The sequence below is a fragment of the Pseudomonas gingeri genome (assembly GCF_013385635.1).
GTDB classification, from domain to species: Bacteria; Pseudomonadota; Gammaproteobacteria; order Pseudomonadales; family Pseudomonadaceae; genus Aquipseudomonas; species Aquipseudomonas gingeri_A.
On record NZ_JACAPR010000013.1, the window covers coordinates 92,401 to 116,649 of the forward strand.

The window sequence follows — 24,249 nt, forward strand, 5'->3', positions numbered from 1 at the left end:
GGAATCGTCGCCTTGCGGCCCCTTGCACACGTCACATATCCATGACGGAGCTGGCCTTGTGCTACCGAACTTTTGTCACAAAAGCTTCATTCCATGGCGGTCTGCCGGCATAAAAAAAGGGCGGCCATCACGGCCGCCCCCAGAGGAGAAACACCAGGTATTACAAGGTCAGGTTGCCCCGTTCCTCTTCGGTCAGACGCTGCCGCGCCTGCTCGTCCAGAGGACCGGCGCCCAGCACTTGCACGGGGCTGCCGGGGTTGTAGGCCGGCGAACGGCTGGCACCGTCGCGCGAAGGTTCCAGGCGCTCCTGGCCGAAGCTCAGTACCTGCACGGTGAACACCGAAGGCTGGTTCTGCCGGGCGTTGGCCTGCTGCTGACGCGCCACGTCGTCCGCCGCCTGGGTCGCCGAGCTCGCCGCCGCGCTGGCCGAGGTGATCGCCCCGGTATTGACCGACGCCACCACCGGTACACCCGAGGACTTGCCCTGGACCTGAATGTTCGCCGCGTTCACCACATGCAGGGCGGCGATGTTGACGTTGCCCGAGACCCGGATTCCCGCCTCGCCCGCATCGATAGTGCCCAGTGGTGCGATCAGGTCGATATCGCCCGGCTTCACTTCCGCAATCGGGTTCAGGGTGGCGATACCGGCACCGGTACTCGGCACCGCCGGGGACAGGCTGACGTTGCCCCAGCCGTCATACACGCGCTTGGGCGGCGTGTAGACCACGGTGGTCTTGGAGCCGCGCCCGGCGTTGATGTCGCCTTGCGCCGACCAGCCCATGATCGAGCCGCCGAAGGTGGTCATGATCCGGCTCTGGCCGAGCAGGATGCTGCCCTGGGAATACAGCTGGATATCCCCCGAGCCCTGGGTGATGACGCCCGCCGTGGACGGTGGCGCGGCGCCCTCGATACCGAACACCTGCTTCCCGCCCGGCGTCAGCATCTGGATCGACCCCCCGAAGTTGGTGTGTACCCCGGCGCCGCCGAACAGAGTGATATCGCCCTGGTAACCTATCGGGTTGCCCGCCACATCGGTGTCCGGGAACAGCGCGGCAATCGCTTCGCGCCCCCGCAGGTAGCTGCCCTCACGCGGCCCGCCGACCTGGTTGTACTCGCGGCCGCCGGCCTTGAGCTCGGCGAAATATACGTCGCGGGCAAAGACCCGTTGCTGTTGCGGTGCCAGGGCCGCGAAATAGGCCCGTGCCTGTCCGACATCGCCGCTGAAGCCATAACGTTCGGCCAGCCAGGCCAGCAGTTCCGCCTCGTAGGTCTTGGCCACCTTGCCGCCCTGCCCGGACAAGGACTCGCCCGGCTGGGCGAGGTTCGCCGGATCCAGGTAAGCCGCGACAAAGCGCGCGTAGTCCGGACCGTTGGCACCGATGCCGGCCTGCAACACGATATCCGCCCCCGGCCGTGAATCGCCGGGCACCACGGCGCCCAGGCTGGTGATACTGACCTTGTCCTCCATCAGGATATTGCGCCCGGCACTGATCTCCAGGGTGCCGGGGCCGGCCACGTTGAATGTGCTGTACAGAATGTCGCGGCCGGCCTGGATCACGGAAATATCGGTCGGGTCGTTGTGGGCGAACAGGTTGCCGGTGGTCTGCCCAACCGACAGCCCCTGATCAGTCGGCACCCCCAGGTCCCCCTTGGCTTTTCCGCTGCTGACGATATCGCGCCCGGCCATGATTCGTACCGGACCGGCGCTTTCGTACCAATTGCTGCCATTGTTGAAGGAAAGGATTTCACCGGTGCGCAAGCCGACGATATCGCCGTCTCGGGCATAGAACCGTGCAGGCAGGACATTGCTGCGGGTCGATGCGGTATCCGCGCCAAAGGCGAAGAGCGGGTATCGGCCTTTTTCGATATCGACAGCAACACCCGCACCACCCTGGTTATCGACGACCTTGGTACCACTGCTGTCGTAACCCACAAAGGCCGGTTTGAACGGTGTAGCGATCGCACTGGCTGCGGCACCGGATTGATTGATCGCATACCCGCCGCCGTACAGCGAATCAGCGGCAAGGAACTCGAGCTGGCCGTTGACCGAAGGAGCCAACAGCAACGAATAGTTATAGGCGCTGCCGAGATTGCTCGCACTGTAGAGTGCCGAAGGCCCGTAGTAGAAGCTGCCATTGGCGGCTACCGCACGCAGAATGGATGGGTAGACAAAACGGCCGTCGGTAGGAGAAGTATTTTTGCCCTGGATCGGAGCATTGGAAGTATTGACTTCACCGATCTGGGTGCTCGGTGTCAGATTGCCCCCCGCCGAAAACAGATCAATGGCCGTGTGATCGGTCCAGAGCGAGAACCAGCCATATCCAGTACCCGAGAACGGATTGGGGGGCGCCGCACCAGGATTTACATCGAACGCGACACTGTTGGGTTGTAACACTCGGCCCGGATCGGTGGCGCCGCCCACGACCAGATCGCCACGGGTCGAAAGGCTGATCGTCGCGTCACCGGGGATCAATACCAGTCCACCGGTGGAACTGGCCAGGGAGGCCGTGTAGGGATCAAAGGCCCGGGTATCGGTCGAATCGTGCTGCTGCGGGAAACGTCCGTAGCGCAGATCGATCCCGCCCAACGCGCCGGCCTGCACTTGCAGGTTGCCGCGCAGGTTGATGAGGGCACCTTGCAGGTCATGGATCGGTGCCAGGGCATTACCGTTAAGGTCCAGCGGATTTCGGGCGGCCAGGGTCGGGTTCAAGCCACCACCGACCTGGAAGTTCAAATCGCCACCGCCGGTGAGCATCAGTTGGCCATCCGTACCGACACGGCCCGTGCTGCCCACGGCCAGGACCAGCCCCTGGCTGCGTAGCGCGGTACTCTGGGTACCCGCGGTGGAGATGAAGTCCCCTTTTTGCACCAGGGTACCGGCATCTCCTCCGACCCGAACATCGACATTGCCACCACCCAGGGTGCCAAAGCCGGTAAAGCCGGTCAGTACGCTGGTGTTGTTGAAGCTTGTGTAGGTACCGAAATTGATCCACCACGCGGTGGGTATCGCGCCTTGACTCAATGCGTCCCCGCTGCCCTGGCGCCAGAGCCAGTTGCCCACGGCAGCACTGGACAACTGGATTGGATCACCGCTTGCCACCTGCTTCTGCGCCAGTGCATCGCCGCTCAGGTCACCGCCGACACTCAGTAGAAGGTTGCCGCCATGCTCCGGATACCAGGCGCGATAGAGACTGCCCGTACCGCCGTCGACCAGTGATTCGTATCCTCCCAATTGATCGGGCAGAAGATTGCCATTGCGCCCCCTGGCTTGATTGAAGTCGGAGCTGACAGCCGTCGATGAGCCCGCCGTGTAGACACCGTACAGCGAGTCCATATTCAAATTGCCGGAGCTAAGCAATTCCAGATCTCCGGTACCCGTGCGCAGGACGCTGAAATTCGACTTACCCGGCTCAAGGGCATAGTCAGACGACTGGGCCTTGCAAAAGGCCGGTGAGTCCTCGCACATGGTTGCCCAGCCGATCAGATCAAAATCGATCGGTTTGCCCACCATGCTCTCGTCGCCATAAATATCCAGCGAACCTTCCTTGGTCCAGAGATATACAGGAGGGGGGACCGCACAAAAACTCGGTGAATCCTCGCACATGGTTGGCCAACCGATCAGATCAAAATCGATCGGTTTACCCACCATGCTCTCGTCACCATAAATATCCAACGAACCGGCCTTGGTCCAGACCAATGCGCCCGCGGCTGGAACGGCTGTCATCCCATAGTGGGTATCCGCCAGGCGGATAGTCCCGTGCTCGGCATACAGATCCGTCAGGCGTGTGTCCGCCGCAGCGGTATCGGCCCCCGCCACCAGTCGTATCGACCAGGATTGCGAGCCTTCCGGCAACATCGACGCCACGGCCCAGTTGCTGCCCTGGGCGCCATCGCGCAGATCGATCGACTTCCCACCCAGCTTGAGATCAGTCATGGACGGAATCACCGAACCCTTGAGCAAGGTGATCGAGCCCGCCAGCATCACCACATTGGGGTTGCTGTCGTTGATCGAAGCCAGCGGCCGGCTTGGCAGCGGCACGCCGGCCGGCCAGGTCATGGCGTCGAGCGCGGTATTACCGGCCAGACGGGTGCCCGCCCCCAGCTTCATGCCCGCGGCGACCACCAGCGGCTGATCGAGCAACGTGCCTGCCGCGTAAGCCAGGCTGCCGTTGGCGTTGTAGATCGCTCCCGACAGCACCGTGCCCGCCGGTAGGCTGATCGCCGCGCCCAGGGTGCCGGTGGCCGGCAACACCGTGCCCGCCGCCACGGTCAGGGCCTGGATCGGCAGGTCATAGTTGAGCACCTTGCCCGCCGGGAATGCCGTGTCCTGCTGCAGTACGATACCGCCCTTGGGCAGTACCACGTCGCCGCCGAACATCTGTTTGCCTTCGGTCAGCAACCAACCGCTGTCGTCCTGGGTTTTCGGCGGTGGGGCAAAGCCATCGTTGATGCTGCCGTAGATATCCAGGTCGCCACCGGCACGCATCACCAGCGCTCCGACTTCGCCGGCGCGCAGGCTGGCGTAGCGGTAACCGGACAGATCGAGGTCGCCCTGTACCACCAGGTCGCCTTTGGCGACGACCTCGACACCCGGACGCAGGTGGAAAACATCGTCATAGGTCGCGTTGTGCAGGCCCGCCAGTTTGCCGTTGAGCAACGTATTGTTCTTCAAGGCGTTTTCGATGAACTTGGCGCTGTCCTTGTCTTTCTCGTTCAAGTAGTCCTGATCGATATATTGATAAGGACGACCACTGGCCGCCTGATCGACGCCATCCTTGGCATCGGTATAACGTTGTACCGCATTGAGGGCGATGGACTTGGCGCCCTGGATGATCAGGCCGCTGCGGGCATCGATGGCGATATCGCCATAGGTCGCCGCATCCTGGCCCTGGCTGCCATCGGCCGAGGTCGGCCGGCCATCGCTGCCGATACGCGGGGCATTGAGTTCCAGGGTGCCACGGGCCTGGCCGTCGCCCTGCCCCGGCTTGGCCGCGGTGCCGTGACGCAGATCGATACGCGCACCGCTGGCCAGGGTCAGCGTGCCGTCGCCGGAGCTCAGTTCGACAATGGCGCGGTTCGGCGAATCGATGATCTTGCCGTAGCTGTCGACCCGCAGCACGCTGCCATGGGCGTCGAGCAGCGCATTGCCGCCCAGGGTCAAGCCATTCTTGCCGGCCAGGCGGATACTGCCGACCCGCTCGCCGCTGGCGTCGATGGTGCCATTGACGGTGAGGCTGCCATTATCGATGGAGACATTGACATCCCCCGCCTTGATATCGCTGCCGATATTCAGGTCGCCCTGCTTGAGCTGGAAGCTGCGGGAGCCGAATACCTGGCCGTCGTTGAGACGCTGGTTGAGGGCGGCGAACTGGCTGTCCAGGGTGCCGGTAAGCCCCAGGCGCTGGGCGCGGATATCCACGCCAGCGGATTTGTACGGTACCAGGGTGCCGCCGGCATCGTAGTAGCCGCTGCTGCTGCCGAGGATCTGCCCTTGCAGGTCCACCAGGCCAGCCGAAGGATCCAGTGCCACGACCTTGAGGGTGCCGGCCTGGTTGTTGACGGCCCGCAGGTCGATCACCGAGCCGGCCGCCTGGCGGATGTTGCCGGTACGGCTTTGCAGGGTCGCATCGCCGCCCCAGCTGTACTTGTCGACATCATTGAGGGTGACCTTGCGCCCGGACATATCGATCCGCGCCGCGTCGGTGAGGGTCAGGTCGCCTTCGGCGGCGAGGGTCAGTTTGCCGCTGGGCAGAGCGATGCGGGTGTCGAGCACGATGCTCTTGCCCGACAACGACAGCTCGGCGCCCAGGGCGCCGGAGCCCAGTGTCGCATCGCCAGGGCTCGAGCCCGCCGGCGCGGACATCTGGATCGCCCCACCGGCGGTGATCTTGTTGACCGAGCCCGCCTCGCCGGTCAGCAGCGGCGTCAGCATGTTCAAGTTGCCACCACTGTAGCTGTAGCCCTTGCCTTCGACATAGGCGCCCTGGCTCTGGTACACCGCCAGGCTGCCCTTGTGGTTGGCGGTGATGCGGTCGCTGGCACTCAGGTTGACATTGGCGAAGCCCAGGGCCAGGCGGTCATAGGACGGCAGTGTGCCGGGTTGGGTATTGGGCCCGTAGCCGAACTCGATGCGTTCGGCCTGGATATTCAGGTTGCCGCTGCCGGTCCCCGCTCCGCCGTTGACCACCGTGCCGGGCTTGCCCTGGGCGCCGTTCCAGATCAGGTCGGCGGTGCGGATGGTCGCGTTGTTGGCGCTGGTACCGGCGCCATAGATGGCCGGCGTGGTCAGCACCAGTTCCTTGAGCCGCGATTGCCCGGTGACGCTGTCGTAGGTGTCGAGGGTCACGTCGCCATAGAAGTTGAAGGCGTCCCGGGCACTCAGTTCCAGGGTTTCCAGGGCCGGGGCGCCAGTGCTGGTATCGCCACGCAACAGGCGATCGAGCACGGCCTGGTTAAGCATCAGGCCGCTGGGCAAGGCGTTGTTGGCGGCCATGTCGGCCAGTGACTGGGCGCTGCCGGCGTTGATCGCACCCACCGCCAGGGTCAGGTGGCGGGTGCCGTAGCGCACGGACTCATCGAGGGCGAAGGTGTTGTTGGTCGCCATCACGAGGGTGCCTTCGGAGTACAGGCTGGTCGTGCCGGAACAAATCGTGCCGCAGACACCGATACGAATGCCGCTGCTACCACCGGCTTCGGGCGCAAGGACGTTCAGTCGATCATTGGACACCGCCAATACACTGACGGTCCCGGGGGCATAGATGTAGCCCGCACCCTGGCGAGCAGCCGCACCTTGGCCCAGGGTGCTGATGCTCGCCCCCTGTTCCACAACCACATCACCCACCAGGAAAACTTCCGGCCCGACCAGTCCGGCACCACTGCGCAACGTGACGGCACCGGCGTTCTTGAAGGTCATGTAGTTGCCACCCTGTCCATACACAGCGGTCGCCCCGCCACCCAGTGCCAGGCTTTTGGAACCGATGGCATTCAGGTCGGCATCCTCCAGCGTAACGCCAACGAACCCAGAGGTCGCCGTCGCGCCTTTGGCCACCACCTCGATTCCGCCCTGGGATGTCGTGATCGCAGTCGTACTGCCATTGCCGCCGGCACCCCGCTCGGCCAGCAACTGGCCGGAGAAGCTGAAGCTGGGGCGCCCGGTAGTATTGAGGTCCAACTTGAGGTCGAAGGCCTTGGCGTCGCGGGCCATCAGAATCGGTGGCACGCCAAGCTTGGCGGCATCGGCCAGGATAAAACTGCTGAGGCTGGTTTCGTTGTACTGGGAATAACGCCGCAGCACATCGGCGGAAGTCACGATCACCTGGCTGGACAGGCTGTCGCGAATACCGGTGCCGGCGATGGACAGCGACCCGGAGGTCGACCAGGAGCCATTGCGCATGGCCTGCGCACCCAGGACGCCACCCTGCCCGGAGAGGCCGTTGATCTCGACCCGGAATGCTCCCGGCAACAGCGCATAGGACGACGGCAGCAAGGTGTAGATACCCGCCGGCAGGCCGGGCACGCCCGCGCCGATGGTGATCTGCCGGCCCACTACCGGGTCCGATGAGCCGCCAGGGGCATAGCCGGCCTGGACTCCGGGGATAATTGCATAGATCGGATTGGTCGACAGCCCCGGCAAGGTGAAACTGCCATCGGCATTGAACTGCACCAGCGGGTTGAAACGCGCATCGGTGGAACCTCCGCGCCCGGAGATAAAGCCGGCACCGGTCAGGTCGCCGCCGCCGGAGACATCGACCACCGCGCCCTCGTCCACCGCCACCGACTGGCCGCGCAACTCGATACCGCGCGGGACCTTGCCGTCTTCATTGCTCAACAGCGACTTGTCCAGGGGCACACCGTTGTACAGGTAGGTGATACCGTCGACCGTACCGCCGTAGGGCATGACCAAACCCTTGCCGCTGACCGAGGTCAGGCTGCCGGACAACAGGTTGACCTCAGCCGTGGCGACAGGATTACCCGGACCGGCGTCGCTGCGTCCGAGAATCAGTGACCCCAGTGGCGCCCGCAGGACACCACCCTGGTTGATCAGGTCCGCCTCGACGGTCAAGCGGCCGAATGCCGAATAAGGCACGCGTGGCGTGGTCACCGTGGTACGCCCGATATCCACGCGTTTTGCGGAAATAAGCGCCTGGGCATTGGTGTCCGGATAGATCTGCGCGGCGATCAGGCCGAGCGCCGCGGGGGTGATCAGGGAGGTCGTCGGGATGGTCCCGGTGCTGGCGAGCAAGCGCATATCGCCTTCGCTGCGCAGGTTCACCTGCTCGAAGCCACGGCGGTCCAGTGTCAGGGGGCCCGCCTGTTGAGCGATAGTGCCCCGGGCACCGAAGCGGACCTGATCGCGGACATCCAGCAGTTGGCTTTGTACCTCGAATATGCCCTGGGTGGCTTGCGTGGAAGTACCGGTACGCAAGGTTGGCGACGTATGGAAGTCTTTCCCCATAGGCGCCAACCCGGCCAGCCGGACATAGGCCGCGGACAGTTGGATCCGGGCATTCGCCGCCGAGGATTCGGCCAGGCCCAGGGCGCCGGAATACAGCGACAGGCTCTGGTTCAAGGCCAGGTTCACATCACCGTCAAAGCTCAGCACGCCGTTGCTGAGCAAGGCCAGGTTGCCAAAACCGCCGTCGCGAACCTGGTCGGCCGCCAGTCGGCCATGGCCGTAGACCAGGCTGTTGGCAACCGAATCGGCGTCGCTGCCGAGCGGCAACAGACTGGCATCGCGATGCTGGCTGATGATCAGTTCGCGCAATTGCAAGACCCGATCCGCCGCCGGCGACAGGTAACTGTTCGACTCCAGCGCCACGGCGAGACTGCCGCCCGCGGCCCCTACACCCCCAGCCCGGGCAAACAGGTTGCCATCCAGATAGACGCCGTTACGCGAAGCGATGGAGAGGCTGCCACCATCGCTGGCGACCTGAATGGCGCCCTGCCCCGGAATATCCAGCGTCGCCTGTGCCCCGGAGGCATCAAGGGTCGCGCCTTCGCGGATAACCACAAACAGATCGGCGGCACTGGCCTGGCCGGTTGCGTGATCGATTTCACCGCCGATCACGATACTGCCACCGCGACGTACCTGCCCGTAGCGATTGCCCTTGATGTCGACGGCGATGACCGCACGGGACGCCACATCCAGCACGGCCTGTTCGCCGATCCAGATCGAGCGGCCATGGCCGGCGGCATTGGGGACTTCCGTCGTCGTGCCGGATTGCGCCACCTGCCCCAGGGTGATATTCCCGCCCCAGGCATTGAGCCGGCCGTCCACCGTCAACTGGCCGATGCTGCGCACGGCAATGGATTGGCCGGGATCGACATTGATCACCGCGCCCTTGCCGATCACGGCCTCGACCGTGGCCATATCCGCCGCGGTGGATAGCAACGTACCGGCTTGCAGGCTCAGGCTGGCCCCCTTGCGCTGGGTCAGCACACCTTTGATCGCATCCTCCTGGTAGACCGGCGGGGTCCAGGTTTCCAGGGCTGCGGACGGGTCCCCGCCACCGGGCGTAGCCAGTGCCTGTTCGCCAAAACGGTACACCGGCATGCTGACATCGACCTGGGTGCCATCGGCAACGATCAGGCCCTGGTTACCCTTGATGTCATAGGCGGAGAAGCCCTTGTTGAAGAACCCGCCATTGAGCAGCAGGGTATCGGCGGGGGCGCTGGTCGCCGAGTCGCTGATCAGCACCTTGCCGGCCTGCATCGACAGGGTACCGCCACCGTTCACACCCTGACCGCGGATCTCGCCGCCCAGGGTCAGCTTGCCGGTGCCGGTGGAGACATTGGCATTGGCCGCCAGGGTCACGTCACCGCCCTTGCCGCCCTGCTGCTTGTTCTTGAACAACAGGGCGCCCCCCGAGGACACATCGACCACGCTGTCGGTGCCGAGGGTCAGGTCACCGCTGCTACGCAGCGAGATGGTGCCGCCGTTCAGGTAGGCCAGGCCGCTGTTATTGCCGGTCTCCAGCATCTGGTTGGTCCACAGGCCGCGGGCATCGAGCTTGACACCCTGCCCCACCGTCACCCGACCGGCACCGCCGAGTGTGCTGTCCGCCAGCCCGTTGCTGCCGAACTGCTGCAGCACGTTGCCGAGCTGGATGGTCCCCGCGCGTGCGGTCAGGTTGGCATTCACGTCGACCTGAGGACCGAACAGGGTAATCGCCCCGCCATTACCGACCTGCACCGCGCTGTCGACCGTGATAGTGCCGGTGGTCGCGACTTTCAGCGCGCCCAGGTTGAAACCGTTGAGTCGGTCGGTATTGAGTACCAGCGTGCCCTGGCGATCCGCTGGCAAGGCAGTGTTCAGGTCCAGTCCGGCGGCGATCTGCTCGCTACTCTGGTTGAGGATCACGTTCTTCAGGGTGTTGGCATCGGCGCCCAATGCGTATTGCAACAAGCCGCTGGACTTGACGTAATAAGGGACGTAGTTGCCGACCACCAGTTGCGCACCACGCGCGGCGGCCTTTTGCGACTGGTTGTAGCCATCCAGGCCGGCCTGGGGCGCACGGGTCTGGCGATCACCCTGGAAGGTGTCGCCGACAACATTGCCTTCGAGCACCGCATTGCGGGTGCCGATCACCAGGCTGCCGGCATCGCGACCGACGACATAGCCGCTTTCGTAGCGTTCGCGGGGCGCCAGCAACGGGTTATAGAAATACTCGGTCTGGCCCCAGCGGGTACTGGTGGACTCATACCCTTTGTAGATACCGGTGTAGAGGATATCGCCAGGGGCGCTGGAGATTCCGTACAGCCGGCCGTTGGCGCCCTTGAGCCAGCTTTGCTTGATCATCCCGCCCTGCACATCCAGGGTGCCGCCGGACACATTGATCTGCGAACCGGCCTGGGTCACCACATCGTTGCCGGTGAAATTGACCACGCCACCCTGGGCCATCCACTCGCCGATGCCGTGGGCCTGGGTGCCGAGGTAACCGCTGACCTCCAGCAAGCCACCGGCGGTGTACCAGCGGTCGGTGGGGTAGCCGTTGGTACCGGCCGGGACGAACACCAGGTCGCGGACATCGACCCAGACGTCAGTGCTGTTGAGCTTGCCGCCATCGCGGTTGACTGCGGCATCGCGCTGTTCGTTGCCCTGGATATTGACCTTGATGCTGTTGGCTTCCATCGCCACCTGCACACCGACAGCCCCCGAGACGTCGATGATCGCGCCATCGCGCACAAGGCTGCGCTGGCCGGCATTGACCATGACCTGGCCGCCGGTGGCGAGGGTGATGGAGCCATTGCGGAAATCCACGGTACCGTCGCTGTTGATCTCGACGCGCGACAGTGCCCGGCGGTCGTTGCCGGCACCGACGATATCGTCGGTAGCGTTGGTAATCGGCCCGGTCTGGCCGGAGAGCTGGCTATTCAGGGCGCTGCTGTTGTCGATCAGGATCGCACTGGTGCTGCCCTCCCCGAGGACCACGCTGGCGCCACTGCCGGTGCCATTGAGGTGCAGGGTGCCACGGGTATCGACCGAGGTGCTGGCGAGCAGTACGCCGTTCTGGATGACTTCGTGACCGGTCAGGGTGATATCGCCGGTGGCCGCCATGACCAGGCCACTGTTGGTGACCTTGCCGGCGGCGCTGGTATTGTCGCGGACAACACTGACTTCGTTGCCACGGGTGGTCGAATTCGGGTTGCCGTCGGTGGAGTAGCCCTTGCGGATCACAAAGCTGTCGCCGGCCGCCATCAACGTCTGGCCTTTCTGGGTGCTGATGGTGCCGGCGTTCTCGACTTCCGAGCCCAGCAACAGCACATAGCCGCCGCCTGCCGTGGAAGATGCCGGGGCATGGGTTTCGATCCGTGCCCCGCTTTGCACCTCGACCTTGCCCCCGGCACCGGTAAACACCGGCTGGGTACCGTTGTACAGGCCATGGTCGCGGAAGTCCTCGTCCTTCATGGTGGTGGCCGCCACCACCAGGTTGCGCACGTTGACCTGGCTGCTGCCGCTGAAGATCACGCCGTTCTGGTTGAGCACCATCACGGTACCCGCGCCCTTGATCTGGCCCTGGATCTGGCTCGGCGCGGTGGCATTGTTGACCTTGTTCAGCACCGCCCAGTCGGCGTTCTGCTGGAACTCCAGGGTGGTATCGCGACCAATGTTGAAGGTTTCCCAGTTGAGGATTGCCTTGTCGGCGGTCTGCTTGATCGACACATTGGTCTTGCCGTTGCTATCGGTCTGCACCGGTGCTTCGGCGTTGACGAACAGCGGCTTGCCATCCGGGCCGATCACGAAGTTCAGGCCGTTGCCGCCCAGGCCATTGTGGATGGTCTGCGGCGCGATCAGCGCGGCCGAACGGCCTGCGGCCTGCGCCGCCTGCTGGGCAGCGATGGCCGCCACGGTGTTGTTGAGGTTGGTCAGGGAGCGTTGCAGCACCTGGTTGGCCCGTTGCTGTTGCGCCAACGGCGGTGGCGAACCTGGCGTCACACCGGGTCGCGCCGCCCCTGACGCCTGGGCCGCGCCCTTGGCCGCGAACCAATTCGAACTGAACGCCAGCGGTTGCGCCTGCGCGCCACCGGCGACCAGCAGCAACGCAATGGCCTGGGCCAGCGGCTTGAGGTGCCAGGGACCGGTACCCGTGTTGCCGGAAAACGCTTCGGGTTGGTTTTTGAGGAGACGCATCACGACTGTTCCTTTTCCTGTTGCACGGAAATTGCTGAACACCGGTACCCGGGGCGCAGGCACGGCTAATAAGAAGAAGGCGGTTGGCGAGGGACGGGACCGAACGCTTGTCATGGAAAGTTCATGAAGACGTGTATGGCGGGGCCGGATTGACTGGATCGACGCTCGCGGAGGCCTCGGTCCGGGAGGAAAAAACACCCCGAATGGAAGAGCCGGCGATAGCCTTGGGCTACCGCCGGTTCCGGGTGAAAGCCGATGAAACCCGAAGGTTACAGCGGACGGCCGATGCCGTTGCAGACGCTGGTGTCGCCGACTGCCAGACTGTTGGAAGTCAGGAAGGCACCGCGAATTGCGGATTTCCAGGTACCGCTCAATGGAATGAACTTGTGGGCAGTGATGATCGAATCGTTGTTCACGATTGCACCGTAGTGCTTGGTCATGAAGTCACGTACCGAAGTGGTGACAGCAGCATCACGGTAGCACTGGCCGATGTCCAGGAAGGTATACGCAACCAGGCTGTAGCCAGTAGCGGGGTTAGCCAGTACTGGAGCCCAGTTGACTGGGTTGTTGCGGGCAGTACCGGTGGGTGGAGCGATGGCGCTCAAGGCAGTGGTCACGTTACCGACGGTTGGCAGCAGACCGTTGACCCTGGCAACCACGGCGTTGTTGGTGGCGTCGACGCTGTCCGGACCGACATAACCGATGGCACCAGGAGTGGCAGCCACGGTGGTAGCCATATCACCGCTGGTTGCTACAGCGACCCAGTTGGCAGGCTCTGCACCCGTCTGAGCGGTAGTGAAGGTGCTGCTGGTGGTGAACAGGGTTGGGCACTGGCTGTTCAGGTGACGCGACAGTACCTCGGAAGTACCGCTGCTACCGGAACGGTAGACCACGACGATCGGGGTGTTGTCGGAAGTGCCGAGCAGCGCACCCCAGGTTGCGGCCTGGCCGGAGAACGCCTGGCACAGCTGGGCGCTGGTCAGGTTGAGGTTGGTGATACCCGATTTGTTGTACGGGATGGTGACCGAAGTACCCACCGACGGAATCTGGATCAGCGGCCCCCAGTTGGCGGCGTTGGCAATGCCAGCCGTGTTGTGGGCAGTGTTGTAGGCATCGAGGTCAGCAGTAGCCGAGCCGCTGGAGAGGATCGAATCGCTACCGGCGTAGCTGACGGGAACACCAGCAGCCTTGCCGAATTGAGTGGCGTCGTTTTTCAGGAAGGCAGTCTTGCCCGCGCCGCTACCGACACCGACGTAAACATCGAAAGTCGAAGGACGGAATGCCGAATCGTTGTACAGGCCTTCTGGCAGAGTGGCACCACCACCTACTACCGCAGCCATCGATTGGGCCGAAGCCAGGGCGGCAACAACCAGGGACGCTGCGATCATCGTGCGCTTAAACATGAAGAATCTCCTTTCGTCGTGTTCGTACGTTGAGTTTTTTTTGCTCGTTCATGACGCCATGGCGCTCTGCCAATTGCCGTGTTCCAGATGGCTTGTGGGGTGAGGCCATGGAGCAGAAGTTCTCAAGTTCCGGTGACAGATAAAGGAAAAAACCTCGGGTGAATCCCCTTGATTTTTAAATAAATTCTCGGGTGTTTGCAGGGTTTTATCGTGTTATCGCGGGGGGTTTACGGGAGTGGCAAAGAGCCCGTCGCTACAGGTGGCGAGACATGGGCAGGCCTTGCGCGGATATGACAGGACGAGGAACCCGAGTTCTGTCGGAGCCGCATGCTAAGGTGCATGAACAATTTGCGACAGCGAGCCTTTATGCCCCATTTAGCCCGTACCCATCCGCGCCTGACCCTCGCCGCCCTCCTCGGCCTCACGGTGGGTGTCCTCGCTCCGGTCAGCCCTGTGCTGAACAAGATCCTGGTCGGCTGGAATGCCGGCGTCTGGGCTTACCTGGCACTGATGATGTGGTTGACGGTGATGGCCAAGCCCGAGGATGTGCAGCGCTTTGTCGAACGCGAGGACGAAAATGCCGGACTGGTGCTGTTGATGGTGTCCATCGCGGCGATTGCAAGTCTCGCGGCGATCACGTTCGAACTGGCCGGCAGCAAGGATCTGGACAGCCATGCCAGGGCGCTGCGCTACGGTTTTACCGGGCTGACGGTGCTGGGCTCATGGTTGCTGATCGGGGTGATTTTCAGCGTGCATTATGCGCGACAGTTTTATCTGTCGCAGGACGGGGACCCGCCGCTGCGTTTTGCCGATGGCGAGCAGCATCCGGACTACTGGGACTTCCTGTACTTCTCGTTCACCATCAGCGTGGCGGTGCAGACGTCGGATGTCGGGGTCGCAACCAAGGCGTTGCGCAAGGTGGTGCTGGCGCAGTCGCTGATCGGCTTCCTGTTCAACACGGCGATCCTGGGGTTTTCGATCAATATCGCGGCGGGGTTGTTTGGCTGAAAACGCCTGTGATCGTTCCCACGCTCCGCGTGGGAATGCAGCCCATGACGCTCGGCGTCACCTGCAGAGCGGACGCGGAGCGTCCCGTGAGGCATTCCCACGCAAAGCGTGGGAACGATCATCGTGTAGGACGTCACTCGGTGGCGAGCACGCCACGCCGGACCTGGTCACGCTCGATGGATTCGAACAGCGCCTTGAAGTTGCCTTCGCCGAAACCATCGTCGCCCTTGCGCTGGATGAATTCGAAGAACACCGGGCCCATCAGGGTTTCCGAGAAGATTTGCAGCAGCAGACGCTTGTCGCCCTCTTGCGACGAACCGTCCAGCAGGATGCCGCGTGATTGCAGTTCGGCGACCGGTTCGCCATGGTTCGGCAAGCGGCCTTCGAGCATCTCGTAGTAGGTTTCCGGCGGCGCGGTCATGAAGCGCATGCCGATCTTCTTCAACTGGTCCCAGGTCTTGACCAGGTCGTCGGTGAGGAAGGCCACGTGCTGGATGCCCTCGCCGTTGAACTGCATCAGGAACTCTTCGATCTGCCCGGCACCCTTGGAAGACTCTTCGTTCAGCGGGATGCGGATCATGCCGTCCGGGGCGGTCATGGCCTTGGAAGTCAGGCCGGTGTATTCGCCCTTGATGTCGAAGTAGCGGATTTCGCGGAAATTGAACAGCGTCTCGTAGAACTTCGCCCAGTAGGCCATGCGCCCGCGATAGACGTTATGGGTCAGGTGGTCGATGATCTTCAGGCCCGCGCCCTGCGGGTGGCGGTCGACACCGTCGAGGTAGACGAAGTCGATGTCATAGATCGAGCTGCCCTCGCCATAACGGTCGATCAGATACAGCGGCGCGCCGCCGATGCCCTTGATCGCCGGCAGGTTCAGTTCCATCGGACCGGTGGCGATATGAATCGGCTGGGCACCCAGTTCCAGGGCGCGGGCGTAGGCTTTCTGGGCGTTCTGCACACGGAAAGCCATGCCACATACCGACGGACCGTGCTCGGCGGCGAAGTACGAGGCCACGCTGTGGGGTTCGTTGTTGAGGATCAGGTTGATCGCGCCCTGGCGGTACAGGTGCACGTTCTTGGAGCGGTGGGTCGCGACCTTGGTGAAGCCCATGATCTCGAAGATCGGCTCCAGGGTGTTCGGGGTCGGCGATGCGAATTCGATGAACTCAAAGCCCATCAGGCCCATCGGGTTTTCGAAGATATCGGTCATGGTGACGCCTCATCATTTTTATCAAGTAACGGTCAGTTAGTTGCTATCAATGCGGACGTTGGCGGGTGGCGCACAGGAAATTCCCCGCACGCTGCGGGCAAGGAAGTCGCCGAAGATCAGTTGGAACCCAAGTAGCTTCATGAGACGTTATTCTTATAGGCGTAAATTGATTCTACATGGCGTAAACCGTTTTGTCCGTATCCCTTTTTCATCCAGCCCTTTTCATCAACCCTTGCGCGACAACCGTGGCGGTCGGTTGCACAGGTAGATGCCGGCGAGGATCAGCACGCCGCCCAGGCACATGATCGACGTCAGTTGCTCGCCCAGCAAGAGTGCGCCGCAGATCACCGCGGTCAGCGGGTTGAGGCCGATAAATACGCCGGCGCGCGTCGCGCCGATACGCTGGATACCGTCGTAGTACCAGATATAGGCCAGTGCCGAACCCAGGCCGCCGAGGTACACCAGGCTCAGCAGTTGCGGCGGATTCAGGGCGCCGATCACTTCAAGACTCGCCTCCCCGCGCAGCCAGGTCGCCAGCCACAGCATCGCCGTGCCGAGCCAGATCGAATAGGTGACGGTGGTCAGCGGACCGAGGGCCCGGGTCAGGTCGCGCGAAAACAGCGAGTAGACCGCCCAGGACAGCACGCAACCGAAGATCAGCAGGTCGCCGATCCAGGCCTGGCTCGCGCCTTCGAACGGGCTGCGGTTGCCGCTGACGATCACCAGCCCCGCTCCGCCCATGCAGACCAGGATGCCAAGCACTTTCAGGGGACTCAGGCGCTCCTTGAAGAACAGCCACGACGCCAGCCCGAACACCGCCGGGTTCAGCACCACGATCAGCGACGCTCGCGAGGCGTTGATGTAGTGCAGGCCGTAGAAGAAGCAGAGGTTGTAGAGAAAGATGCCGAAAAAACCCAACACCGCCAGTTGAGCGAACTGCTTTTTATCCGGCAGCACCAGCGGGATACGCGCCACCGCGATAAACACCAGCAGGATCACGCTGGCCAGCAGGAAGCGCAGGCTGGCCAGCAGCAACGGCGCGATATCAGCGGACAGGAAGCGCCCGGCGACAAAGGTCCCGCCCCAGATCATCGAGACCCCGGCGAGCTTGAAATACACCCACAGATCATTACTGGGGCTGAAGGCAGGTGCCTGGGTATGCATGTTTTCTCCTGGGCGCTGGCCCGACCTGTTGCTAACCTGCACGTATTATTTTAGTTATCCTCGATCATCGTAAAATGAGTAAAAGCTCATGACCCTGACCCAACTGGAAGTGTTTTCCCTGGTGGCCGAGCTGCAAGGTTTCACCACAGCCGCCCAACGGCTCGGGATCAGCCAGTCCGCCGTATCCCACGCGATCAAGGGATTGGAGCAGGAGCTGGGGGTCGAGCTGGTTCGTCGCCATCAGCACCAGGTGGAACTGACCGATATCGGCGCCCAGTTGCTGCAACGGGCTCGGGCCATGCTTGGCCTGGCGGACACCTTGAAACAGGAGGCCGCCGATGCCCGGGGCATGAAAAGCGGCACCCTGCGTATCGGCTCCTTTGGCCCGACCGCCTCCAGCAAGCTGCTGCCGGCGCTGCTCACACGCTACAGGCACGAACATCCGGGGATCCAGGTGCATGTCGATGAGGGACCGGATCGACAAGTGCTGCAATGGCTGGAGGATCGGCGCATCGATGTCGGCTTTGTGGTCCTGCCCGAAGAACGCTTCGATACCTTCGCCCTGGTGGAGGACCAGATGGTCGCACTGCTGCCGGCGGATCATCCCCTTGGCCGGAAGGCGTCGGTCGAACTGAGGGACCTCTGCGGGGAACCGTTCATACTTACGGGGGCCGGCTCCGGTGAACTGGTCTCCCGACTGTTTGCCACCCAGCGCCTGGTGCCGGATGTGCGTTACCGCACCGCACAGTTGCTCAGCATCCTGACCGCCGTAGCCCGTGGCGAAGGTGTGACAGTGGTCGCCGAACAGTCATTGCCCGAACATCCGGCTCCGGGCTATATCAGTCGGCCACTGTCACCGCCGGTCAAGCGCCAGATCGGCATCGCCGTGCTCGATCGGCGCGAGGTCTCTCCCGCCACCCAGGCCTTTATCGACCTGGCGAAGGGTTTCGATTACCGCTGAGCACGCACGCGCGACAACCGCCAACTATCATCCGTCTACCGCTCCCCTGCCGACACAGGTTCACTGAATGCCACTGACCGTCAAAGGCTCTCGCTCCCGGCCTGCCCGTTACGGGCTGAGCCTGCTGATTGGCCTGCTGCCCATCGTCTCGGGTATAGCCATTCTGCACTGGCAAGCCGATCGGGCCTTGAATGCCCATAGCCGGGAAACCGCCGACGACGCGCTGAAACAGTTCGAACTGATGCTCGACAACGCCGAGCTGTCGGCCCATGCCATTGTCCCGCTGGCCGGCCGCCCCTGCGCCGAAGTCGAGTTGGCCCTGCGCGAACAGGTGACCCGACGCCCGTTCGTGCGCGCGGCCAACCTGGCCTGGAACAACAATCTGTATTGCACTTCGTTGTTCGGCCCTTATCAGGAAGTTGTCAATCCGGCCGATTATGTCGGTGGTCGACTCTGGTTGATGGACGGCAACCCGGTCACGCCCAAGTCGTCGCTGCTGGTCCTGCGCCTGGCACAGGGCAATGGTGCGGCGATGGTCAGTATCGACGGTTATCACCTGGGTAACCTGTTGCGCCTGATCGGTCGCGAGGCCGGTCTGGTGTTGCAGGTCGGCAATGTCTGGATCTCCGGCCAGGGACAGGTGGTCGGGGGCAAGGCACCGGCCTTTGCCGTGGCCCAGGCCAGCCTGCGCTCCACGCGTTTCCCGTTCAGCGTCAGCGCGGGCTTTCCCGAAGGCGAGGCCTGGCGCTATGTTGGCAAGGAGTACCTGGAGTTGCTGGTCCTGCTGCTGATACTCGGCGTATTGGCCGGCATTACCACCCGCTGGCTGCAGAAGCGCTCCGGTGCGCCAAGCCACGAGTTGCAGCGGGCTCTTGAAGCCCGCGAGTTCGTTCCGTATTTCCAGCCCGTGGTGCACAGCGACACCTTGAAATGGTCAGGCCTGGAGGTGTTGATGCGCTGGAACCATCCCCGTGAAGGCCTGGTGCGCCCGGATCTGTTTATTCCCTTCGCCGAACACTCCGGCCTGATCGTGCCCATGACCCGTTCGCTGCTGCAACAGACCGCGGCCCTCCTGGCCCCGCACTCGGACGCGTTCGAGCCCGGCTTTCACGTCGGCGTGAATATCACCGCCAGCCATTGCCACGACCTGCAACTGGTGGAGGACTGTCGGCAGTTTCTCGCGGCCTTCGCGCCGGGCCAGATCAGGCTGGTGCTGGAATTGACCGAGCGGGAGTTGATCGAGCCCAGCGCAATTACCCATCAACTGTTCGAACAGTTGCACAGCCTGGGAGTGATGGTCGCCATCGATGACTTCGGCACCGGGCACTCCAGCCTGAATTACCTGCGCAAGTTCAATGTCGATTATCTGAAGATCGACCAGAGTTTTGTCGCCATGATCGGCCTCGATGCACTGTCGCGGCATATTCTGGATAGCATTATCGAGTTGAGCGGCAAGCTGGAACTGGGCATCGTTGCCGAAGGCGTGGAAACCGCCGAACAACGGGATTACCTGGCTTCCCGCGGCGTCGACTTCCTGCAGGGCTATCTGTTTGGCAAACCGTTACCCGCCGCGGATTTTCTCAGCAGTCTCAAGCAGCAGAATGCCGATTAATCCACAATGAAACAAAGGCGGCAGGCAACTCCCGCACTTTTGTCCTACTACTTTAGCCATATGATTTACTCTTGGGCCGAGAACTACTACACTTTTTCCTGCCAGCAGTAAATTGACGGGAAAGCCTCGGGTTTATACATAATGACCCAGCGTATTCAGGGCACTGTGGACAGTGTCTGGTGGGATCGACTGTAAGCGACGGCTTGTCTCTTTGTTATAGGTTCATGGCAACCGAATAGACTATTGGAGTAAAAATCTTGTCCAGACTCGCTGAATTTCGCGCCGCAGAAAAAGCCCTGCAAGAACAACTCGCTCAGTTGGAAGCCCTGAAAAACGATGCCGGGCTCAAGAAGGAAATCGAGTTCGAGAAAAAACTCAAAGACCTGATGAAGACCTATGGCAAGAGCCTGCGGGAGGTCAACGCCATCCTCGATCCCCAGGCCTCCAGCGCCAAGACCGCCCATGCGCCCAAGCAGCGTCGCGCTCGCGTGGTCAAGGTCTATCAGAACCCTCATACGGGAGAACTGATCGAAACCAAGGGCGGTAATCACCGTGGGCTCAAAGCCTGGAAGGAACAATACGGTGCTGCCACCGTGGACTCCTGGCTACGCGGTTAACTTCTACCACTCCCATAAAAACCCTGTAAATGCAGGGTTTTTTATGGAATAACAACACGTCTCATTGATTAACAAGTCACAAGGCCGCGCGACTCTTTCAAAGACTGTTCAAGGCGACCGCCACGGAAAACAAGCGCACGACAGATTACCTCCAACAGAGTTCCGCCCTGTTGCTGATTTCATCTCCCGCACAACTAATGACAACTGGCCAGTAAGTACCGCATGTTCCTTGAACGCTGTCAGTTATTTCCATTCGAAGCAGGTGATGTAAAAAATCTCGCACAGCCGCGCACCCTCATCACCCACCTCGACGCCGGTCGGATAAAAGATACCCGTTCGAAGCCTTCACATTTTTTTCACATCGACTCTTACAGGATGAAGGCTGCTAAAGGATTAGCGCCCCAATGCCCGCTTCGGCGGGCTTCTTTATGCCCCGACGTTTATCCACCTGCACTTCATATAACTTATCCCTTCCCCCGAAGTACCCCGCTATTACCTCCCCGTCGCCCTGAATCCCTAGAATTCACCGACAGGATTTGGAGTGCGACTGCGCTTTACGTATCATCCTGTATCCCACAAGGTCCGAGACCGGCCAGCCCGTGCCGGTGTTTTATCGATCGACCGCCTTCACCACCTTCGCGGAGGGCTTATGAGCCTGCACGACCTGAACACATTCCCCGGCGTTACCGCCCAACCCGACACCGCCACCCAGGGCTTCGTGTTCAACCACACCATGCTGCGTGTCAAGGACGCCACCCAGTCCCTGGATTTCTACACCCGTGTACTGGGCTTCTCCCTGGTGGAGAAACGTGACTTCCCGGAAGCCGAGTTCAGCCTGTATTTCCTTGCCCTGGTGGACAAATCGCAGATTCCGGCCGATGCGGCAACGCGCACACAATGGATGAAGTCGATTCCCGGCATCCTGGAACTGACCCACAACCACGGCACCGAGAACGACCCCGATTTCGCCTACCACAACGGCAACACCGATCCGCGTGGCTTCGGCCATATCTGCATCTCGGTGCCGGACATCCGTGCCGCCTGCGCGCGCTTCGAGGACCTGGGCGTGGAGTTCCAGAAACGCCTGACGGATGGCCGCATGAAAAGCCTGGCTTTCGTGAAGGATCCGGACGCCTATTGGGTCGAGATCATCCAGCCGGCGCCGCTGCAAGACGCCTGATCACACCCGCCAATGCAAAAGCCCCATGGATCGTCGATCCATGGGGCTTTTTAATGCGCTATATGATCGTTCCCACGCTCTGCGTGGGAATACAGCCCGTGACGCTCTGCGTCACAGAAGCGGACGCAGAGCGTCCAGTGAGGCATTCCCACGCTCTGCGTGGGAACGATCGGCAAGTTATGTAGCGTTCAATCAGGCCGGAGCGGAGGTGCGGATCAGGTGATCGAAGGCGCTCAACGAAGCCTTGGCCCCCTCGCCCACCGCGATCACGATCTGCTTGTACGGCACCGTGGTGACGTCACCGGCAGCGAAGATACCCGGCAGCGAAGTCTCGCCGCGTGCATCGACAATGATCTCGCCCCGGGGCGACAACTCGACACTGCCCTTGAGCCAGTCGGTATTCGGCAGCAGACCGATCTGCACGAAGATACCTTCCAGTTCGATGGTGTTGAACTCACCGGAATCACGGTCCTTGTAGACCAGGCCGGTGACCTTCTGACCATCGCCCTTGACCTCACTGGTCAGAGCACTGGTGATGACATTGACGTTCGGCAGGCTGTAGAGCTTGCGTTGCAGTACAGCGTCGGCACGCAGCTTGCTGTCGAATTCCAGCAGCGTCACGTGGCTGACGATACCGGCCAGGTCGATGGCCGCCTCGACACCGGAGTTGCCGCCACCGATCACGGCGACACGCTTGCCCTTGAACAGCGGGCCATCGCAGTGCGGGCAGAAGCACACACCCTTGGCCTTGTATTCCTGTTCACCTGGCACACCCATTTCACGCCAGCGGGCGCCGGTGGCGAGGATCACGGTCTTGGCCTTGAGGCTGGCACCACTTTCGAAGCGGACTTCGTGCAGCTCACCGGCATTCTTCGCCGGCACCAGGGCACTGGCACGCTGCAGGTTCATGATATCGACGTCGTACTGGCGAACGTGCTCTTCCAGGGCGCTGGCCAGTTTCGGCCCTTCGGTTTCCTGGACCGAGATAAAGTTCTCGATCGCCATGGTGTCCAGCACCTGGCCACCGAAACGCTCGGCTGCGACACCGGTGCGGATACCTTTGCGGGCAGCGTAGATGGCTGCCGCGGCACCGGCCGGGCCACCGCCGACCACGAGGACGTCAAAGGCGTCCTTGGCGTTGAGTTTTTCCGCCTGTTTCTCGAGGGCGCCGGTGTCGAGCTTGCCGAGGATTTCCTCGAGGCCCATGCGGCCCTGGCCGAAATTCACGCCATTGAGGTAGACACTCGGTACGGCCATGATCTTGCGATCGTTGACTTCGTCCTGGAACAACGCGCCGTCGATGGCGACGTGACGGATGTTCGGGTTCAGCACCGCCATCAGGTTCAGCGCCTGGACCACGTCCGGGCAGTTCTGACAGGACAGCGAGAAGTAAGTCTCGAAGTTGAACTCGCCCTTGAGCGAACGGATCTGTTCGATCACTTCGACACTGGCCTTCGATGGGTGGCCGCCGACTTGCAGCAAGGCCAGCACCAGCGAAGTGAATTCGTGGCCCATGGGGATGCCGGCGAAACGCAGGCTGATATCGGCTCCCGGGCGATTCAACGAGAACGATGGCTTGCGCGCATCGGTGCCGTTGTCCAACAAGGTGATCTGGGTGGAAAGACTGGCGACATCTTTGAGCAGCGCGAGCATTTCCTGAGATTTCGCGCCGTCATCAAGGGAGGCGACGATCTCGATCGGTTGCGTAACCCGTTCCAGGTACGACTTCAACTGGGCTTTAAGATTGGCGTCCAACATGCGGGCGATTTCCCTTTTTCAATACGGTAGAAATAACAACGCCCAGGTGATTACCACCCGGGCGTTATTGGGCGGTGCGGCTGACTTATGAAGTGCGGATGACCGCCCTTGGCTGACTCACTGGTTTAGATCTTGCCGACCAGGTCCAGGGACGGAGCCAGGGTGGCCTCGCCTTCCTGCCACTTGGCTGGGCAGACTTCACCCGGGTGGGCAGCCACGTACTGAGCGGCCTTGATCTTGCGCAGCAGCTCGGAAGCGTCACGGCCTACGCCGCCATCGTTGAGCTCAACGATCTTGATCTGGCCTTCTGGGTTGATCACGAAGGTGCCACGGTCTGCCAGGCCAGCTTCTTCGATCAGTACGTCGAAGTTGCGGGAGATGGTCAGGGTCGGGTCGCCGATCATGGTGTACTGGATCTTGCCGATGGCTGGCGAAGTGTTGTGCCAGGCAGCGTGGGCGAAGTGGGTGTCGGTCGACACGCTGTAGATTTCAACGCCCAGTTTCTGGAACGCGTCGTAGTTGTCAGCCAGGTCTTCCAGTTCGGTCGGGCAAACGAAGGTGAAGTCGGCTGGGTAGAAGAACACTACCGACCATTTGCCTTTCAGGTCAGCGTCCGACACTTCGACGAAATTGCCGTTTTTGTAAGCGGTTGCTTTGAACGGTTTAACTTGGCTGTTGATGATAGGCATCGTTGACTCTCCGTCA

The 24,249-nt window shown here is 62.0% G+C and carries 11 protein-coding genes; 5 read left to right on the plus strand and 6 right to left on the minus strand.

The window, feature by feature from the left end; all coding sequences use genetic code 11:
• Positions 1–160 precede the first annotated feature (160 nt).
• Positions 161–12,631 (minus strand): filamentous hemagglutinin family protein, encoded by a 12,471-nt coding sequence (locus tag HX851_RS41365; protein WP_177063880.1) that lies wholly within the window; start codon positions 12,629–12,631, stop codon positions 161–163.
• Positions 12,632–12,900: 269 nt separating this feature from the next.
• A complete protein-coding gene (locus tag HX851_RS41370; protein WP_177056785.1) occupies positions 12,901–14,034 on the minus strand; it encodes a substrate-binding domain-containing protein in 1,134 nt (377 codons plus the stop codon).
• 366 nt (positions 14,035–14,400) lie between these two features.
• On the opposite strand from HX851_RS41370, the gene HX851_RS41375 reads away from it, so the two are divergent.
• Positions 14,401–15,042, plus strand: coding sequence for a DUF1345 domain-containing protein (locus HX851_RS41375; RefSeq protein ID WP_177056784.1), 642 nt, complete (start codon positions 14,401–14,403; stop codon positions 15,040–15,042).
• Between the two features lie 133 nt (positions 15,043–15,175).
• On the opposite strand, the gene hppD is transcribed toward HX851_RS41375, so the two are convergent.
• Together hppD and HX851_RS41385 are read right to left on the minus strand one after the other, a co-directional pair.
• On the minus strand, positions 15,176–16,252 hold the full coding sequence (gene hppD / locus HX851_RS41380) for a 4-hydroxyphenylpyruvate dioxygenase (RefSeq protein WP_177056783.1): 1,077 nt from the start codon (positions 16,250–16,252) through the stop codon (positions 15,176–15,178).
• Positions 16,253–16,477: 225 nt separating this feature from the next.
• On the minus strand, positions 16,478–17,416 hold the full coding sequence (locus HX851_RS41385) for a DMT family transporter (protein WP_177056782.1): 939 nt from the start codon (positions 17,414–17,416) through the stop codon (positions 16,478–16,480).
• Between the two features lie 88 nt (positions 17,417–17,504).
• Here HX851_RS41385 and HX851_RS41390 point away from each other — a divergent pair, with 88 nt between their 5' ends.
• The 4 genes from HX851_RS41390 to gloA all read left to right on the plus strand — a co-directional run bounded on the left by HX851_RS41390 (position 17,505) and on the right by gloA (position 21,786).
• Positions 17,505–18,377, plus strand: coding sequence for a LysR family transcriptional regulator (locus HX851_RS41390; protein ID WP_177063881.1), 873 nt, complete (start codon positions 17,505–17,507; stop codon positions 18,375–18,377).
• Positions 18,378–18,444: 67 nt separating this feature from the next.
• The gene (locus tag HX851_RS41395) at positions 18,445–19,989 is read left to right on the plus strand and encodes an EAL domain-containing protein (protein ID WP_177063882.1); all 1,545 of its coding nucleotides are present in this window, start codon (positions 18,445–18,447) and stop codon (positions 19,987–19,989) included.
• 257 nt (positions 19,990–20,246) lie between these two features.
• On the plus strand, positions 20,247–20,606 hold the full coding sequence (locus HX851_RS41400) for a histone-like nucleoid-structuring protein, MvaT/MvaU family (RefSeq protein WP_177063883.1): 360 nt from the start codon (positions 20,247–20,249) through the stop codon (positions 20,604–20,606).
• 649 nt (positions 20,607–21,255) lie between these two features.
• The gene (gene gloA / locus HX851_RS41405; protein ID WP_177063884.1) at positions 21,256–21,786 is read left to right on the plus strand and encodes a lactoylglutathione lyase; all 531 of its coding nucleotides are present in this window, start codon (positions 21,256–21,258) and stop codon (positions 21,784–21,786) included.
• 192 nt (positions 21,787–21,978) lie between these two features.
• On the opposite strand, the gene ahpF is transcribed toward gloA, so the two are convergent.
• Together ahpF and ahpC are read right to left on the minus strand one after the other, a co-directional pair.
• A complete protein-coding gene (gene ahpF / locus HX851_RS41410) occupies positions 21,979–23,544 on the minus strand; it encodes an alkyl hydroperoxide reductase subunit F (RefSeq protein WP_177056778.1) in 1,566 nt (521 codons plus the stop codon).
• Between the two features lie 125 nt (positions 23,545–23,669).
• Positions 23,670–24,233, minus strand: coding sequence for an alkyl hydroperoxide reductase subunit C (gene ahpC, locus HX851_RS41415; protein WP_017128507.1), 564 nt, complete (start codon positions 24,231–24,233; stop codon positions 23,670–23,672).
• Positions 24,234–24,249 lie beyond the last annotated feature (16 nt).

Bases quoted from the DNA above. Each gene is read 5' to 3' on its own strand.
- HX851_RS41370 (WP_177056785.1), bottom strand. From the start codon at position 14,034: ATGTTTAAGCGCACGATGATCGCAGCGTCCCTGGTTGTTGCCGCCCTG.
- HX851_RS41375 (WP_177056784.1), top strand. From the start codon at position 14,401: ATGCCCCATTTAGCCCGTACCCATCCGCGCCTGACCCTCGCCGCCCTC.
- ahpC (WP_017128507.1), bottom strand. From the start codon at position 24,233: ATGCCTATCATCAACAGCCAAGTTAAACCGTTCAAAGCAACCGCTTAC.
- HX851_RS41385 (WP_177056782.1), bottom strand. From the start codon at position 17,416: ATGCATACCCAGGCACCTGCCTTCAGCCCCAGTAATGATCTGTGGGTG.
- ahpF (WP_177056778.1), bottom strand. From the start codon at position 23,544: ATGTTGGACGCCAATCTTAAAGCCCAGTTGAAGTCGTACCTGGAACGG.
- HX851_RS41390 (WP_177063881.1), top strand. From the start codon at position 17,505: ATGACCCTGACCCAACTGGAAGTGTTTTCCCTGGTGGCCGAGCTGCAA.
- HX851_RS41365 (WP_177063880.1), bottom strand. From the start codon at position 12,631: ATGCGTCTCCTCAAAAACCAACCCGAAGCGTTTTCCGGCAACACGGGT.
- HX851_RS41395 (WP_177063882.1), top strand. From the start codon at position 18,445: ATGCCACTGACCGTCAAAGGCTCTCGCTCCCGGCCTGCCCGTTACGGG.
- gloA (WP_177063884.1), top strand. From the start codon at position 21,256: ATGAGCCTGCACGACCTGAACACATTCCCCGGCGTTACCGCCCAACCC.
- hppD (WP_177056783.1), bottom strand. From the start codon at position 16,252: ATGACCGATATCTTCGAAAACCCGATGGGCCTGATGGGCTTTGAGTTC.